At 32.0% G+C, this 949-nt stretch carries 1 protein-coding gene; it reads left to right on the top strand.

The window, feature by feature from the left end; translation table 11 throughout:
- Nucleotides 1–300: 300 nt before the first annotated feature.
- Nucleotides 301–861, top strand: coding sequence for a phase variation DNA invertase MrpI (gene mrpI, locus BHE89_RS18635; protein ID WP_069368457.1), 561 nt, complete (start codon nt 301–303; stop codon nt 859–861).
- Nucleotides 862–949 lie beyond the last annotated feature (88 nt).

Below are 949 nucleotides of genomic sequence, written 5' to 3'. Positions count from 1 at the left end.
TAAGTGGTGAATATTAAATTTGACTTAGGTGAGAAGCCAGAGAATAATAGTAAACAATTTGGTGTATTCTGTTTATTTCTCTAAAGATAACCAAATTCCTACCTATGCTCATTTTTTGCTTTTCCAATCAATCACTTTCATTTTCTAAAAATAAATAAACTTTCAATAAACTTGTTTAAAATGAACAAGTAAAAGTGTAAGCATAAAAAAAATACAACTCTTTATTGATGTATATTACTTGTTATAGTGATGCATCAATTGACATTTGTTCCTTGTTATCTCATTGAAAAGGTTATGAAAATGAAGCAGCGCAAGTTTCTTACACGTTTTGAGATCAATTCTATTTTGAAGCAAGCAAAGGAAGGGCGATACCCAGAAAGAGATTACTGTATGTTTTTAATGTGTTTTTTACATGGATTTCGCGTAAGTGAGTTATGTCATTTAACCTTAAGCGATATTGATTTGGAAAGTCGGATACTCTATGTCAGGCGTTTAAAAGGGGGATTATCAACAACGCAACCGATTATCGAAGAAGAGTATGAAGCATTGGTTAACTGGTTGAAAAAAAGGGAAACATGGAGAGAATCTGACTCAGAGTGGGTTTTTTTATCCCAAAAAACAGGTCCAATTTCGCGTCAGCAAGTATATGGGTTACTTCGCCGTTTAGGTAAAAAGGCTAATGTATCCATTACTCCTCATCCTCATATGCTACGCCATGCATGTGGCTATGCACTCGCTGATTTAGGTAGAGATACTCGTTTAATTCAAGATTATTTAGGGCATCGGAATATTTCACATACTGTTATCTATACTGCAAGTAATTCAAAACGTTTTATTCACATTTGGGAAGCAAGAAATTAACAATATTTATTTGTTTAATATATTCTCTAAGAATTAATACACTAAATAGAGTAGGCTATATTTTTTTCAATAAGAATACAGTTAATTT

Source organism: Shigella sp. FC1967, assembly GCF_001743005.1.
GTDB lineage: Bacteria > Pseudomonadota > Gammaproteobacteria > Enterobacterales > Enterobacteriaceae > Proteus.
This window is presented reverse-complemented; position numbering and strand designations above follow the sequence as displayed.